General features: G+C 40.0%; 16 protein-coding genes. 15 read left to right on the top strand and 1 reads right to left on the bottom strand.

Going from position 1 to position 15,022, the window contains the following annotated elements; all coding sequences use genetic code 11:
* The first annotated feature begins 25 nt into the window (after nucleotides 1-25).
* Genes fliL through flhB form a run of 8 tightly spaced genes read left to right on the top strand, consistent with a single transcriptional unit; the run spans nucleotide 26 to nucleotide 5,478 of the window.
* Nucleotides 26-511, top strand: a complete 486-nt coding sequence (gene fliL / locus AC2INI_RS09970; RefSeq protein ID WP_122034142.1) for a flagellar basal body-associated protein FliL — start codon at nucleotides 26-28, stop codon at nucleotides 509-511.
* Nucleotides 512-518: 7 nt separating this feature from the next.
* Complete coding sequence (gene fliM / locus AC2INI_RS09965) at nucleotides 519-1,553, top strand: flagellar motor switch protein FliM (protein WP_122034140.1); 1,035 nt, start codon at nucleotides 519-521, stop codon at nucleotides 1,551-1,553.
* 22 nt (nucleotides 1,554-1,575) lie between these two features.
* A complete protein-coding gene (gene fliN / locus AC2INI_RS09960) occupies nucleotides 1,576-1,965 on the top strand; it encodes a flagellar motor switch protein FliN (protein ID WP_122034138.1) in 390 nt (129 codons plus the stop codon).
* Between the two features lie 28 nt (nucleotides 1,966-1,993).
* Nucleotides 1,994-2,380 (top strand): flagellar biosynthetic protein FliO, encoded by a 387-nt coding sequence (gene fliO / locus AC2INI_RS09955; RefSeq protein ID WP_122034136.1) that lies wholly within the window; start codon nucleotides 1,994-1,996, stop codon nucleotides 2,378-2,380.
* Entirely contained in the window at nucleotides 2,367-3,236 is an 870-nt protein-coding gene (fliP, locus tag AC2INI_RS09950) for a flagellar type III secretion system pore protein FliP (protein WP_122034133.1), read from the top strand. Before fliO ends, fliP begins: the two co-directional genes overlap by 14 nt.
* A 10-nt stretch (nucleotides 3,237-3,246) precedes the next feature.
* A complete protein-coding gene (gene fliQ / locus AC2INI_RS09945) occupies nucleotides 3,247-3,516 on the top strand; it encodes a flagellar biosynthesis protein FliQ (RefSeq protein ID WP_122034131.1) in 270 nt (89 codons plus the stop codon).
* An 18-nt stretch (nucleotides 3,517-3,534) separates the two neighbouring features.
* Nucleotides 3,535-4,317, top strand: a complete 783-nt coding sequence (fliR, locus tag AC2INI_RS09940) for a flagellar biosynthetic protein FliR (RefSeq protein WP_486304738.1) — start codon at nucleotides 3,535-3,537, stop codon at nucleotides 4,315-4,317.
* A gap of 30 nt (nucleotides 4,318-4,347) precedes the next feature.
* Nucleotides 4,348-5,478, top strand: a complete 1,131-nt coding sequence (gene flhB / locus AC2INI_RS09935) for a flagellar biosynthesis protein FlhB (protein WP_122034127.1) — start codon at nucleotides 4,348-4,350, stop codon at nucleotides 5,476-5,478.
* A gap of 11 nt (nucleotides 5,479-5,489) precedes the next feature.
* Here flhB and AC2INI_RS09930 read toward each other — a convergent pair whose 3' ends face one another.
* Nucleotides 5,490-6,164, bottom strand: coding sequence for a flagellar brake protein (locus AC2INI_RS09930; RefSeq protein ID WP_486304737.1), 675 nt, complete (start codon nucleotides 6,162-6,164; stop codon nucleotides 5,490-5,492).
* A 263-nt stretch (nucleotides 6,165-6,427) separates the two neighbouring features.
* On the opposite strand from AC2INI_RS09930, the gene flhA reads away from it, so the two are divergent.
* The 7 genes from flhA to AC2INI_RS09895 are packed head-to-tail and all read left to right on the top strand — an operon-like array spanning nucleotide 6,428 to nucleotide 15,007.
* Nucleotides 6,428-8,521, top strand: coding sequence for a flagellar biosynthesis protein FlhA (flhA, locus tag AC2INI_RS09925; protein ID WP_122034121.1), 2,094 nt, complete (start codon nucleotides 6,428-6,430; stop codon nucleotides 8,519-8,521).
* 33 nt (nucleotides 8,522-8,554) lie between these two features.
* Complete coding sequence (gene flhF / locus AC2INI_RS09920; RefSeq protein ID WP_486304736.1) at nucleotides 8,555-10,045, top strand: flagellar biosynthesis GTPase FlhF; 1,491 nt, start codon at nucleotides 8,555-8,557, stop codon at nucleotides 10,043-10,045.
* A complete protein-coding gene (locus tag AC2INI_RS09915; protein WP_122034117.1) occupies nucleotides 10,042-10,932 on the top strand; it encodes a MinD/ParA family protein in 891 nt (296 codons plus the stop codon). Before flhF ends, AC2INI_RS09915 begins: the two co-directional genes overlap by 4 nt.
* Nucleotides 10,925-11,656, top strand: a complete 732-nt coding sequence (locus tag AC2INI_RS09910; protein WP_122034114.1) for an RNA polymerase sigma factor FliA — start codon at nucleotides 10,925-10,927, stop codon at nucleotides 11,654-11,656. The genes AC2INI_RS09915 and AC2INI_RS09910 overlap by 8 nt, the downstream gene beginning before the upstream one ends.
* A 48-nt stretch (nucleotides 11,657-11,704) precedes the next feature.
* Entirely contained in the window at nucleotides 11,705-12,073 is a 369-nt protein-coding gene (gene cheY / locus AC2INI_RS09905) for a chemotaxis response regulator CheY (protein ID WP_011262352.1), read from the top strand.
* A 33-nt stretch (nucleotides 12,074-12,106) separates the two neighbouring features.
* Complete coding sequence (locus tag AC2INI_RS09900; protein WP_122034112.1) at nucleotides 12,107-12,823, top strand: protein phosphatase CheZ; 717 nt, start codon at nucleotides 12,107-12,109, stop codon at nucleotides 12,821-12,823.
* Nucleotides 12,824-12,832: 9 nt separating this feature from the next.
* On the top strand, nucleotides 12,833-15,007 hold the full coding sequence (locus AC2INI_RS09895; protein WP_486304735.1) for a chemotaxis protein CheA: 2,175 nt from the start codon (nucleotides 12,833-12,835) through the stop codon (nucleotides 15,005-15,007).
* The last annotated feature ends 15 nt before the right edge of the window (nucleotides 15,008-15,022 follow it).

The following is a 15,022-nucleotide window of genomic DNA, read 5'->3' as shown; positions in this document are numbered from 1 at the left end:
AACGATTTACCTAAGAGGAAGTACAATGGCAGAGCAAGGTGACGCGCCTAAAAATAAGAAGAAACTGATCATTATCATCGCATTGATTGTATTATTACTGAGTGGCGGTGGTGCAGCAGCTTGGTTCTTTTTATCTGGTGAGCCAGCAGCAGAACCTACAGAGCAAGATATTGCTGCATTAGAAGCGAAAATGCCGGCGCTATATTTAAACCTGCCTCAACCTTTTATTTTTAATGTCACGGGTGATAAACGTGACCGATTAGTTCAATTGAAAGTACAAGTGATGATGCGAGGTACTGATAATGAAGCCATTGCACAGCAACATACGCCTTTAGTTGAAAGCGCTTTACTGTCAACATTTGCTGCTGCGACTGTTGAGCAATTAAGAGAGCCTCGTGGACGAATAGAACTACGTGAACAGGCGACACGAGATATTCAAGATGCCTTTACTAAAATTACAGCGAAACCTGTAATAGAAAAAGTATTATTTACTGACTTTGTAATGCAATAGGTTAAATGTGACAGATCTATTATCCCAAGATGAAATTGATGCTCTACTCCACGGTGTAGATGACGTTGAAGATGAAGTTGTCGGTAGTGATGAAAATGTAGGTTCAATGAAGAACTTTGATTTCTCATCACAAGACCGAATCGTTCGTGGTCGAATGCCAACACTGGAATTGATCAACGAACGCTTTGCGCGCCATATGCGTATTAGCCTGTTTAATATGCTAAGAAAAACCGCTGAAGTATCAATTAATGGCGTATCAATGGTGAAGTTTGGTGAATATCAAAATACACTATATGTACCTACCAGTTTGAATATGGTGCGTTTTCGTCCATTGAAAGGAACGGCTTTAGTTACGATGGAAGCGCGTTTAGTCTTTATTTTGGTTGAAAACTTCTTCGGTGGTGACGGACGCTTCCACGCTAAGATTGAAGGTAGAGAATTTACGCCAACAGAGCGTCGAATTATTCAGCTACTATTAAAAGTAATCTTCGAAGATTATAAAGAAGCATGGTCACCAGTAATGGGGGTTGAATTTGAGTATTTAGACTCAGAAGTTAACCCAACCATGGCGAATATAGTGAGCCCAACAGAAGTGATTGTTGTGAGCTCATTCCATATTGAAGTTGATGGCGGCGGCGGTGATTTCCACGTTGTTTTCCCATACTCAATGGTTGAACCTATCCGTGAATTACTTGATGCAGGTGTTCAAAGTGACAAGATGGACACTGATGTTCGTTGGAGTAAAGCACTTCGCGATGAGATCATGGATATTCCAGTTGAAATGAAAGTTAATCTATTAGAAAGCAAAATTTCATTGCGCGATCTAATGGATTTAGAAGCAGGTGATATTATTCCGGTTGAAATGCCTGAAGCTGCGACTGTATTTGTCGAGGAATTACCAACTTACCGCGGTAAAGTTGGAAAATCTAACGACAAATTAGCAGTACAGATCACTGAAAAAATTAAACGTCCAGATATGGTGAAGACGGATTTAGCCTTCTTAGGTAAAGACGTATTATTTGATCTAGATGACGACGAATAAGAAATAGAGAAGGTAATGGATCATGGATTCAAATGAACAACAGATGGCTGACGAATGGGCAGCTGCACTAAGTGAAAGTGCTGATGCTCAGGCAGTAGCAGCACCTTTGGATGATTTAGAAGCGAAAGAACCATCGTTCAATGAAGATGAACGTCGTAAGCTTGATACTATTTTAGATATTCCAGTGACTATCTCTATGGAAGTAGGGCGTTCACATATTAGTATTCGTAATTTATTACAACTTAACCAAGGTTCTGTGGTTGAACTTGACCGTATCGCTGGTGAATCACTAGATGTTATGGTTAATGGCACACTTATCGCTCATGGTGAAGTGGTTGTCGTAAATGACAAGTTTGGTATTCGTTTAACTGACGTTATCAGCCAAACTGAGCGCATTAAAAAACTACGCTAATTAAGCAATATTAAATAAAAGGAAGGGTATGAAACAGCTATGGTTATTGGCATTGATGCCCTTTCCTTTATTTGCCGCAGGTTCAGCTAATGTAGATTTAGCGGCCACTTTAGGGTCACTTGTTTTTGTCATCGCATTAATTCTATTTTTTGCATGGCTATTAAAGCGAATGAGAGTACCTGGTGTGGTTGGTGGTTCAGGCAGTGCGATGAGTATTGTTAAACAACTGCCAGTAGGAACTAAAGAGCGTATTGCTGTAGTTCAAGTTGGAGAAGAGCAATTCCTTATCGGGATTACTTCTCAAAATATCAATATGCTGAGTAAGCTCGAGAAACCGCTGGAAATCAGCGAGAGCAAACTAGCGCCATTCTCTGCACAACTAAGCCAACTGATGAAAAAAGATGCTAAAAACTAATTTAATTGCCGCCACTTTGGCGGTTTTTTCACTCTTATTCATGGCATCTTCTGCGTGGGCGGTAGATGATTTAGCAAGCGCCATCCCAGCTACCGCAGCCAGTGGTGAAAGCATGACTGTGACGGCGATGGAAAAAGATTCGGGTGCAGCTAAAACCATTGCTCAAGGTAGCAGCTCTGGTGGTGGTATTCCTGCGTTTACTATGACAAGCAATGCCAGTGGCGGTGAAGATTATTCAGTAAATCTTCAAATACTGGCGTTAATGACCATGTTGGGCTTTTTGCCAGCAATGGTTATTTTGATGACCTCATTTACTCGTATTGTTGTAGTCATGTCGATATTACGACAAGCCATGGGTTTACAACAAACGCCTTCAAACCAAGTGATTATTGGTATTGCGATGTTTTTAACCTTTTTTATCATGGCTCCCGTGTTTGATAAGGTGAACGAAACGGCCATTCAACCTTATATCAATGAAGACATTACCGCACGTGAAGCATTTGATAGCGCTCAAATCCCAATGAAAGAGTTTATGCTGGCGCAAACGCGAGTGAAAGACTTAGAAACCTTTGTAAATATGTCTGGGGTAGAAGTTGATAACCCTGAAGATGTGCCTATTACAGTGGTTATTCCCGCGTTCATTACCTCTGAATTGAAAACAGCGTTCCAGATTGGCTTTATGCTTTTCTTGCCTTTCCTCATTATTGACTTGGTTGTGGCATCTGTTTTGATGGCCATGGGTATGATGATGCTTTCACCAATGATTGTTTCATTGCCATTTAAGCTGATGTTGTTTGTATTGGTTGATGGTTGGAATTTAATACTTTCAACACTTGCTGGCAGTTTTAGTACGTAGGAGCACGAATATGACCCCTGAAATGGCGATTGAGATATTTCGTGGTGCACTCTACATGGTACTTATCATGGTGTGTGCCATTATCATACCGAGTCTATTAATTGGTTTAGTGGTTGCCGTTTTTCAAGCCGCAACTTCTATCAATGAACAAACGTTAAGCTTTTTACCGCGTTTAATCGTAACACTATTGGCATTGATGCTGTTCGGGCATTGGATGACTCGAATGTTAATGGAATATTTTTATGAGATTATCGCTCGAATGCCGACAATACTTTATTAAAACCCATGAATTGACATTATGGAATACCCAACTCAAATAGTATTAGATTTTATTGCGACCTATTTTTGGCCTTATACGCGCATCTCCGCCATGCTAATGGTGATGTCAGTATTTGGGGCTCGATTTGTTTCGCCTAGAATTCGGCTCTATTTAGGATTAAGTATCACTTTTGCTGTGATGCCTATGATCCCAGCAATGCCCCCAGAAATTAAGCTAATGTCATTTCAAGGTTTTATGACTACAGCAGAGCAGATAATTATTGGTGTTGCAATGGGAATGGTAACTGTCTTTGTTACTCAAACTTTTGTATTACTAGGTCAAATTATTGGTATGCAATCGAGCTTAGGCTTTGCCTCCATGGTTGACCCCGCGAATGGTCAGAATACACCGTTATTAGGCCAGTTATTCATGTTTTTATCGATTCTATTTTTTTTAGCAACCGATGGACACTTAAAAATGATTAACTTTGCAGTGATAAGTTTTACTACGCTACCGGTTGGTGTTGGAAAACTCACAAGTGTAGATTATCAATCTCTGGCTAGTTGGCTTGGGATCATGATGAAAGCGGGCCTCAGTATGTCTTTATCTGCCATTATTGCCCTATTAACCGTAAACTTATCCTTTGGTGTAATGACTCGTGCCGCGCCGCAACTAAATATATTTTCATTAGGTTTTGCTTTTGCACTACTCGTCGGTTTATTACTAACGTCTTACATTATACTTGGCTTATTTAATCATTATGAATTGCACTGGATCCGTGCTGAAGAGCAGATCTGTAGTTTGATTAGGCTAGACTGTTAATGGTTATAATTAAGAGTATGGAGGTCAGCTATGGCTGAAAGTGACGGTCAAGAACGCACGGAAGACGCCACGGCCAAACGCTTGCAACAGGCCAAAGACAAAGGGCAGGTTGCAAGGTCAAAAGAGTTGGCGTCGGTATCTGTATTGGTATGTGGTTCAGTTGCATTAATGTGGTTTGGTGAAGATGTAGCCAAAGCATTATTTTCTATAATGGAACGTTTCTTTTCTATTTCACGAGAAGAGATTTATGACACCAATAAATTATTAGAAATTGTTGGCGGTGCCTTAATTGCACTTGTATTCCCTGTTTTCTTAATCCTTATTACGCTATTTGTTGCTGCTTTGCTTGGAGCTGCAGGGCTTGGTGGGATCAGTTTTTCGGCAGAAGCTGCGATGCCAAAACCCTCAAAAATGAACCCTATGTCTGGTATTAAACGTATGTTTGGTATGCAAAGTTGGGTTGAGCTTTTAAAGTCGATATTAAAAGTCTCTTTAGTAGGGGGAACAGCGTTTTATCTGATAGATAAAAGTAAAGCGGATCTTTTCCAGTTAAGTCTAGATACTTATCCAGCCAATATTTTTCACTCTTTGGATATTCTATTAAACTTTATCTTATTGATCAGTTGTACATTATTGATAGTGGTGGCGATTGATATTCCATTTCAAATTTGGCAACACGCCAATCAATTGAAAATGACTAAACAAGAAATTAAAGACGAATATAAAGAAACAGAGGGTAAGCCTGAAGTAAAAGGGCGTATCCGTATGCTTCAACGAGAAATGACACAACGAAGAATGATGGCAGATGTCCCATCAGCTGACGTTATTGTTACCAACCCTGAGCACTATTCTGTGGCATTACGTTATGATCAAAGCAAAGACTCCGCGCCAATTGTGGTTGCAAAAGGGGTGGATCATATCGCAATGAAGATCCGAGAAATTGCTCGTGAGCATAATATTGATATCTTACCTGCGCCACCGCTTGCTCGTGCACTTTATCACTCGACGGAAGTGGAGCAGCAAATTCCTGATGGGTTGTTTGCTGCAGTAGCACAAATTTTAGCGTATATATTTCAGATGAAGCAATACAAGAAGAAGGGCGGAACACGACCTGAGCTTGATAAAGATACGCTAACAATACCTGATGAACTAAAGAAGTAGTGATTTTCTTTTTATACAGACCAGCTTTTAAGAATGCATTGGTGATGAAGGGTTTGTAACTCGGATTCACTAAGGCTATTTAGCTCAAACATTACTCCCAGTTTTGATTGGTTCTCTTTTGCTTCGACATTTTTTATCTCTCCTTTTACCGAGATTGGCTCTACCCCGTCAAGCTCAATTGAGATTGTAACCTTTTGATTAATAAGGTTGTTGGCGTTGAGTTTTGCAGGCAGTGAAACCGCACACCCGCCAGCAGAAAAGTCGACCATTCGCCCAGTCAGATTATGATTTCCTACCGCTAAGTTACATGAAAACTCTGTATCAAGTCGCTGATGAGTTCGGATCTGTCTCATTGAGATACTGCTTGGCGCATGAAGGCAGATCATCTCCATAGGACGGTAAATCACCGAGTGGATTTGAGTTCTAAATGCAATAACATCTCGATGTGTCGTATTAGTCACAGCCCTAAAAGTAACTTCAGCCCCTTCTAAGTAGATTTTGTTGAACTCTAATGGGGGAGATGCAGGATAATCAATAAATATATATTGGCCTTTTTTAAACCCAACTAATATTGAACTTGCTTGAGCTGATTGCCCATTTGGACATGTAACTTCGATAATGACCCTACCGCCGATATCCATTTTATTCAGTACATTTTGATTAGTACTAAGAGATACATCAGCCATGCTACTACCAGATAAAGAAATAATTAATATAATTATACAAATGACGCGATAATATTCAATCTAGATTGATCTTTTTCCTTAAAAATTAAGTGCTTAATTTAAGTTTTGTGATTACTGTTATATCTGTCAGAAAAGTGATACCACAAAGCCAAAAAAGTGACATTAATCTGGCTCGAAATTTGCTTTGTAGGGATCGAGTTCATGTGATTAGTTATTTATTGTTAGAACACTGACAGTAGAATCGAGTATAAGAAGCGGAATTAATGAAATTTCAAATGCCACTCCCAAATAAGTTATCTTTCTTACAAGGTAAGCGTTTACCACCAATAGGTGCTCCAATATTGGTGCTATCCACCTTAGCTATGGTGATCTTACCAATACCTGCATTCTTACTCGATTTGATGTTTACTTTTAATATTGCTCTCGCAATGGTTGTTTTATTAGTAACTATCTATACCCGACGTCCACTAGATTTTGCAGCCTTTCCAACAATTCTTCTAGTGTCAACGTTACTCCGTTTAGCCTTAAACGTTGCATCTACGCGTGTGGTATTGCTGCATGGTCATGAAGGGCCTGGAGCTGCGGGTAACGTAATCGATGCGTTTGGTAATGTAGTTATTGGCGGTAACTATGCCGTGGGCTTGATCGTATTTATTATCTTGATGATTATTAACTTTATGGTTGTAACCAAAGGTGCGGGTCGTATTTCAGAAGTAAGCGCACGTTTTACCTTGGATGCATTACCAGGTAAACAAATGGCGATTGATGCGGATTTGAACGCTGGATTAATCGATCAAGAACAAGCAAGAACGCGTCGTTTTGAAGTTACGAAAGAAGCTGATTTCTACGGTTCAATGGATGGTGCTTCAAAATTTGTAAAAGGGGACGCAATTGCAGGTATCCTTATTCTATTTATCAACATTATTGGTGGCCTTGCTATTGGTATGGCGCAATTTGATTTAGGTTTTGGTGAAGCAATCCAAATCTACACATTGTTAACCATAGGTGATGGTCTAGTTGCTCAAATCCCATCGTTACTACTGTCTATCGGTGCGGCGATCATGGTTACTCGCCAGAACACAGATGAAGATATGGGTGAACAATTAGTATTCCAACTCGTTGATAACCCTAAAGCACTAATGGTAACCGCAGGTATTATGTTTGTAATGGGTATTGTCCCTGGGATGCCGCATTTTCCATTTATCTTACTTGCACTTCTTGCTGGTGGTTGGGCGTATTATCTAACGAAGAAGAAAACACAAGAAAGTGAAGATAAAAAAGCCGCTCCGCCAATGGAAATATCATCATCAAAACCAAAAGAGCTATCATGGGATGATGTTCAACCTGTTGATGTTATTGGGCTTGAAGTGGGCTATCGCTTAATTCCAATGGTAGATAAAGAGCAAGGTGGTGAATTACTTGATCGCGTTAAAGGGGTTCGTAAAAAATTATCCCAAGACTTTGGTTTCTTAGTACCAGCGGTTCATATTCGAGATAACTTAGAACTACCACCAAACGTATACCGTATAACCTTAATGGGGGTTGCGGGAGGTGAGGCGGAAATTAGACCAGACAAAGAATTAGCGATTAACCCTGGCCAAGTGTATGGTGCTATTGAAGGTGAACCAACATTTGATCCTGCTTTTGGTTTAGAAGCAGTGTGGATTAATGCTGAGCAAAGAGAACACGCTCAAGCACTAGGGTATACGGTAGTTGATGCTGCAACTGTATTAGCTACACACTTAAGCCAGTTATTAACCAATAATGCAGCACAACTGCTTGGGCATGAAGAAGTTCAGAATTTATTAGAGCTGCTTTCACAAAGTTCACCTAAACTGGTAGAAGGATTAGTTCCTGAACAATTACCATTAGGTGCTGTGGTGAAAGTGCTTCAGAATTTATTGAATGAAGCAATTCCAGTTCGTGATATTCGAACCATTGTCCAAACTTTGTCGGAATATGCGCCAAAAAGTCAAGAACCTGACATTTTGACGGCGGCAGTTCGAATTTCATTGAAACGACTAATTGTTCAAGAAATCAATGGTATAGAGGCAGAAATGCCTGTTATAACCTTAATTCCTGAGTTGGAACAAATATTGCATCAAACCATGCAGGCATCAGGCGGTGAAAGCACTGGTATTGAGCCTGGATTAGCTGAGCGTTTACAAACTTCTTTAACACTTGCGACTCAAGAGCAAGAGTTAAAAGGAGAAGCCGCGGTCTTATTGACTTCAGGGGTGTTACGTTCGACGCTAGCGAAGTTTGTTAAAAATACTATTCCTAATTTACGAGTTCTTTCTTATCAAGAAATTCCAGATGAGAAGCAAATAAGAATAGTTCAAGCCGTTGGTAATTAATTGTGTCGACTTATTTAGCGCAGGAATACGATATTGAAAATTAAACGATTTTTTGCAAAAGACATGCGTTCAGCTCTGGTTCAAGTAAAAGAAGAGCTTGGCGTCGATGCTGTCATTATGTCAAATAAAAAAGTAACTGGTGGTATTGAGATCGTTGCAGCGATTGATCCTAGTGCAGAGCAAGGATCGTTATCAACACAAGCCCCTCGCCGTATTGAAGAGGATAAAGTGAGTGTTGGAAAAGGGTCAATGACACGTCGTTTTGCAAATATGATCAAACAATATGGTTCAAATGCGGGGTCTAATTCGGACTCAAATGTATCTGAGCCTAAAAATGCTGAGCGAGAAGAAGACAGCTTAGCGGCTTTGTTAAAGCGTCAGTCTAAATTTCAAAATAAACCGACAGAATCTTATTCATCAGTAAAGCCCCAAATTTCTAAATTAGATACATCAGGAATGACTCGTGCGATTCAAAATAATCCAAATTTAGCGCACCTAATTTCAGATGATCCAATTGGGCAAAAAAACGCACCAGCACAACCAAAATTAGACCCTTCTCGTTATGAGAAAGGTCGACGCTCTATGCATGACTCTAATGAAGATTTAGAAAACATGCGTTCAGAAATGTCGTCTATTCGTCGTTTATTAGAGCATCAAGTTTCAGGCTTAATGTGGCAAGAAGTTGAAAGACGTGAGCCATTGCGTGCGATGCTAATTAAACGTTTAGAGAAAATGGGTTTATCAGCAGAGCTAGCCGATCAGCTTGCGTGCTATATTCCAGAAGATACCGACCCTAAAGATGCATGGTCAGCTTTACTTAAATTACTTGCAGAGCAGATCCCAACCTCTAAAGTAGATACCTTATCTCGTGGAGGCATTGTTGCGTTATTAGGCCCAACAGGTGTCGGTAAAACAACGACAATTGCAAAACTAGCAGCAAGAGCTGCAATGGAATATGGTTCAGACCAAGTTGCGCTAGTTACAACAGATACTTTCAGAATCGGTGCTCAAGAGCAATTAGCTATTTATGGTCGTATTATGGGGTGCCCAGTACGTATCGCAAAAGATGCCGATGAATTAGCTGCAGTATTATATCAACTGCGTAATCGCCGACTAATTCTTGTTGATACAGCAGGAATGGGTCAACGAGATGTTCGATTGACTGAGCAGTTAGATACTTTAATGGAACACAGTGGCTCACAGATCAGCAGCTATTTAGTTATGCCTGCGACAGCGCAGCGACGAGTTTTACAAGAAACGATAGATCATTTTAAACGTATTCCATTATCGGGATGCATTTTAAGTAAGATTGATGAATCACTAAGTTTAGGTGAGCTGATTAGTGTAACTATTGAAAACGGATTGCCTATTGCCTACATTGCTAATGGACAACGAGTGCCGGAAGATATTGTACTTGCACAACCAAAATACTTAGTAGCAAAAGCAAATGAATTACTAGAAAAGACGACGGAAAAGGACCCTCATTTCTGGAATAGTGACACGCCAGAGGCAGACAACTTATGATTGATAATAATATATACGATCAGGCTAGTGGATTACGACGATTGACTAAACCTACGTTGACCAAAGTGGTTGCCGTAACGGGTGGTAAAGGCGGCGTAGGTAAAACAAACGTAACATTGAATTTAGCATTATCACTTGCTCAGCAAGGAAAGAAAGTGATGGTACTTGATGGTGATCTTGGTTTAGCAAATATTGATATTATGCTCGGTGTACGAGCACATAAAAACCTAGGCCATGTACTTGATGGCGAATGTGATTTACAAGATATTATCGTTGAAGGGCCATACGGAGTTAAATTAATTCCTGCTACTTCAGGTTCAAAATCGATGGCAGAGCTAACACCAGCGCAGCATGCAGGACTTATTCGTGCTTTTAGTAGTTTAGAAGAAGAAATTGATATATTACTAATCGATACGGCTGCTGGTATCTCTGATATGGTAACAAGTTTTTCACGCGCAGCTCAAGATGTACTTGTGGTTGTTTGTGATGAGCCGACATCTATTACTGATGCTTATGCATTGATCAAATTGCTAAACCGAGAACATAATGTTCAACGTTTTAAAATTGTTTCGAATATGGTAAGAAGCTATCGAGAAGGTCGAGAATTGTTTGCTAAGTTAACTTTAGTTACGGATCGCTTCTTGTCTGCAAATATGGAACTTGTCGCTTGTATTCCTTTGGATGAGAAAGTACGCTTATCTGTTAGAAAACAAAAAGTTGTTGTAGATGCTTATCCTCGCTCTCCAGCAGCGTTAGCGATGAAATCGTTAGCAAATAAAGTGGTGACTTGGCCAGTACCAAAGGTTCCAAGTGGCCATTTGGAGTTTTTCGTAGAGAAATTATTACGAAATGAAAAATCAAGTGAAGTAGAGGACGATTATGTCTGATGGCTTAACATACGATCATAAAGGCAATGTAAACAGTCAGAAAGCATTTTTAGAAAGATATTCTGATTTAGTGAAACGCATTGCCCATCATTTAATGGCCAGATTACCTGCGAGTGTATTGGTTGATGATCTTATTCAGTCTGGCATGATCGGTCTGTTAGAAGCCCAGAAAAATTATGATGGCAGTAAGGGCGCAAGTTTTGAAACTTACGCCGGTATCCGAATTCGTGGCTCAATGTTGGATGAAATTCGACGTGGAGACTGGGTTCCTCGCTCTGTTCATAAAAATAGTCGAATGGTAAATGCAGCAATTAAAGCTCTTGAAGCTAAACTTTCTCGTGAACCGACCGATAAAGAGATAGCTGAGCATTTAGAATTACCCTTAGATCAGTATTATCAGATACTTAATGATGTAAATTGCGGTAAACTGGTCGGCATGGAAGATTTAGGTGTTTCTGATGATGTAATAACAACAGAAGAACAAGCCGACGATAATATTCCATTTCAAGGTGTTGCCGACGAACACTTTAGAGTGGCTCTTGTGGAAGCGATTAAAACACTTCCAGAAAGAGAAGCTTTGGTTTTATCTCTTTACTACGATGAAGAGTTAAACCTAAAAGAAATTGGTGCCGTTATTGGTGTAAGCGAATCTCGTGTTAGCCAAATACATAGCCAATCAATGCAACGACTACGGGCCAAGTTATCAACTTGGACAGTAGAATAATTAAATCCCGTTACTTTGCCCTCACTGGAGGCGATTTTGAATAAAAACATGAAGATCCTTATTGTTGACGATTTCTCAACAATGCGCCGTATTGTAAAAAACTTATTACGTGACTTAGGTTTTAATAACACTCAAGAAGCGGATGATGGTTTAACAGCATTACCACTGCTTAAAAAAGGTGGTTTCGATTTTGTAGTAACAGATTGGAACATGCCAGGGATGCAAGGGATCGACTTGCTAAAAACAATTCGTGCCGATGACGAATTAAAGCATTTACCTGTATTAATGATCACAGCAGAAGCAAAACGCGAACAGATCATTGAAGCGGCTCAAGCTGGCGTAAATGGCTACATTGTTAAACCATTTACAGCGGCAACATTGAAAGAAAAATTAGACAAGATTTTTGAACGTTTATAAGTCAATGTTGCTCGGTAAGGATTAACTAATAAGATGATTTCATTAACTGATGCCAAAGAGCTTGTTGCTTTATTAGAAGCAGGCAAGCAAGAAGAAGCGGATCAATTTGTCGCTTCATTCGCCGTTTCTAGTGAACCTCCAATGTTGCAAGAGATAGGGTCTTTAACTCGTGATCTTCATGAGTCATTAAAGAACTTTAAGCTTGATCATCGTGTGGTTGCTATTGCGAATGATGAGATACCTGATGCACGTGATCGTTTGCAATATGTGATTGATAAAACGGAGATGGCCGCCAATAAAACTATGGATGCTGTGGACCGTTCATTACCTATTGCTGACGAGTTGCATGAAGGCTTGTTGCAGGTTCGCCCACAGTGGAACAGTTTAATGAAAGGCCGTATTGAGCTCGCTCAATTTAAAGCCTTATGTCACAACATTGATGGATTATTAACTCAAGTTGAAGGTAATAGTTCAGAGTTACGTAATGAATTGACTAATATCTTAATGGCACAAGACTTTCAAGATCTTACCGGACAAATTATTAAACGAGTTATTACGCTAGTTCAAGAAGTTGAAGACCGACTGGTTGATATTTTGACTTTATTTAAAGTTGAAGAGCAGCTTGGTAAGGAAGAAGGGAAAGAAAAACCTTCTAAAGCCGAAGGCCCTATCTTAAACCCGCATGAACGTGAAGATGCTGTTGCGTCACAAGATGATGTTGATGACCTATTAGCCAGTCTAGGATTTTAGAGGAATATTATGAGCTTTGAAATGGATGAAGACATCCTGCAAGATTTCTTAATTGAAGCAGGAGAAATTCTTGAGCTTCTTTCTGAACAATTAGTTGAATTAGAGCAGCGTCCTGATGACTCTGAGCTATTAAATGCTATTTTTCGTGGTTTCCATACAGTAAAGGGCGGCGCAGGCTTTCTTTCATTAACTGAGTTAGTTGATGCGTGTCATGGTGCGGAAAATGTGTTCGATATTCTTAGAACTGGTAAGCGTAAAGTTACTTCTGAGTTAATGGATACTATTCTTGAAACCTTAGATAACGTTAATGTTATGTTTGTTTCGGTTCAGAATGGCGAAGCATTACAACCTGCAGAGCAGCGACTTCTTGATGAGTTACATCGACTAAGTAAGCCTACATCAGAAGATGAAGCGGCATTAGCCGTTGAAAAAGCTATTGCAGTTCCTGTTGTTGAAGATGTGGTTGTTGAAAGTCCAGCTAATAATTTGCACGATTCCGTGGATGACATTACTGAAGACGAATTCGAAAAGTTATTAGACGAATTACATGGAAAAGGTACTGCGCCATCAGCTGTCGTAGCAACACCAGCTCCAGCAGCACCTACGGTATCAATCTCAAATAGTAGTATGTCAGATGGCGATATTACTGATGATGAATTTGAACGTTTACTTGATGAGCTTCATGGTTCAGGCCAAAGCCCAAGTAAGTCGCCAGTAGCACCAGCTGCAGATGTAAAATCTGTTGATGAAGTGTTAGCCGGTGATTCAGATCTCATGAGCGATGATGAATTTGAAAAACTGTTAGATCAGCTACATGGTTCAGGTAAGGGACCAACAGATGAAGAGCTTGAACAAGCAGTAAAACCAGCGGCAGCAATGGCTTCGGTAGCACCAGCTTCTGTCGCACAAGAAGCGCCAACACGAACAACGGCTCCTGTAGCAACAAGAACTCAAGCTCCTGAAGTCAAGCCTGTAGCTAAAGCGCCGGCTAAACCACAGTCTAAGCCACAGGCTGAGAGTACAGTTCGTGTTGATACATCTACACTAGATAACATCATGAATATGGTGGGTGAGCTTGTATTAGTACGTAACCGTTTGGTTAGTTTAGGTTTGAATAGCAATGACGAAGAAATGTCAAAAGCGGTTTCAAATTTAGATGTCGTTACTGCCGATCTACAAGGTGCAGTAATGAAAACACGTATGCAACCAATTAAGAAAGTATTTGGTCGATTCCCTCGAGTTGTACGTGATTTAGCTCGAGCATTGAAAAAAGACATCGTGCTAGAAATGCGCGGTGAAGAAACAGATTTAGATAAAAACTTGGTTGAAGCGCTTGCTGATCCATTGATTCACTTAGTACGTAACTCTGTGGACCATGGTATTGAAATGCCAGACGTGCGAGCTAAAACAGGTAAAGATCGCACCGGTAAAGTGATCTTATCTGCTTCTCAAGAAGGTGATCACATTCTATTAAGCATCATTGATGATGGTGGTGGTATGGATGCGGATAAACTTCGTGGCATTGCCGTAACACGTGGTTTAATGGATACAGATGCAGCATCTCGATTAACCAATAAAGAGTGTTATAACTTAATTTTTGCTCCTGGTTTCTCAACTAAGACTGAAATTTCAGATATCTCAGGTCGTGGTGTAGGCATGGATGTAGTTAAAACTGCAATCAACCAACTAAACGGTTCTATTGATATTGATTCAAGTATGGGTGAAGGCACAAAGATCGTAATCAAAGTGCCACTAACACTAGCGATTCTTCCTACTCTAATGGTAGGTGTTGCGAATCAACCATTCGCATTACCTTTAGCTAGTGTAAACGAAATTTTCCATCTTGATTTATCGAAAACAAACATGGTTGATGGTCAGTTAACGACGATTGTCCGTGAAAAATCGATTCCACTGTTCTTCTTACAAGACTGGTTAGTTAAAGGTTCTCGCCAAACAGAACGTAAAGGACTAGGTCATGTGGTTATTATTCAATTAGGAGCACAACGAGTTGGTTTTGTTGTGGATACGCTGATTGGTCAAGAAGAAGTGGTCATTAAACCTCTTGATGAACTACTGCAAGGTACGCCAGGAATGGCAGGTGCGACCATCACATCTGATGGACATATTGCATTGATCCTTGATGTTCCAAATTTGCTAAAACGTTACGCAGTTCGTATGTGTTAATGAACAAGGATTAAC

The sequence above is a fragment of the Aliivibrio friggae genome, assembly GCF_057368515.1.
This window is presented reverse-complemented; position numbering and strand designations above follow the sequence as displayed.